This window comes from Gilvimarinus sp. 1_MG-2023, from assembly GCF_030548285.1.
The window spans coordinates 1-303 of sequence record NZ_JAUOSC010000686.1 but is presented as its reverse complement, the minus strand read 5'-3'; the positions used below and the strand labels follow the sequence as shown (position 1 = coordinate 303).

Annotated in this window: 1 protein-coding gene; it reads left to right on the top strand. The window is 55.1% G+C overall.

What is annotated here, in order from left to right:
* Positions 1 to 262, top strand: a 262-nt coding sequence (locus Q4563_RS18615) for a TRAP transporter large permease subunit (protein WP_303605566.1), incomplete at its 5' end; no start/stop codon positions are given.
* Positions 263 to 303: the final 41 nt, after the last annotated feature.

Sequence of the window (303 nt, the reverse complement as noted above, 5' to 3'; positions counted from 1 at the left end):
GATTCTGGTGGTGCCGGTGTTATTACCCGTCGCGACCTCGGTCTATGGCATCAATCCGTTTCACTTTGGTGTGGTGGTGTGTCTGACGCTGGTACTGGGCTTGCTGACCCCACCGGTTGGTTCAGCGCTGTTTACTGCTTCGGCCCTGTCGGGTGTCAAGGCCGAGCGTATTGCTCTGCTGCTGGGGCCTTATCTGGGTGCCATGCTGCTGGTGATTTTACTGTTGGTGTTTTTCCCTGTGCTGATAACGGTACTGATCTGAAACAGGAACCGATAACGATCGGGTAACGCACGTTACCCACC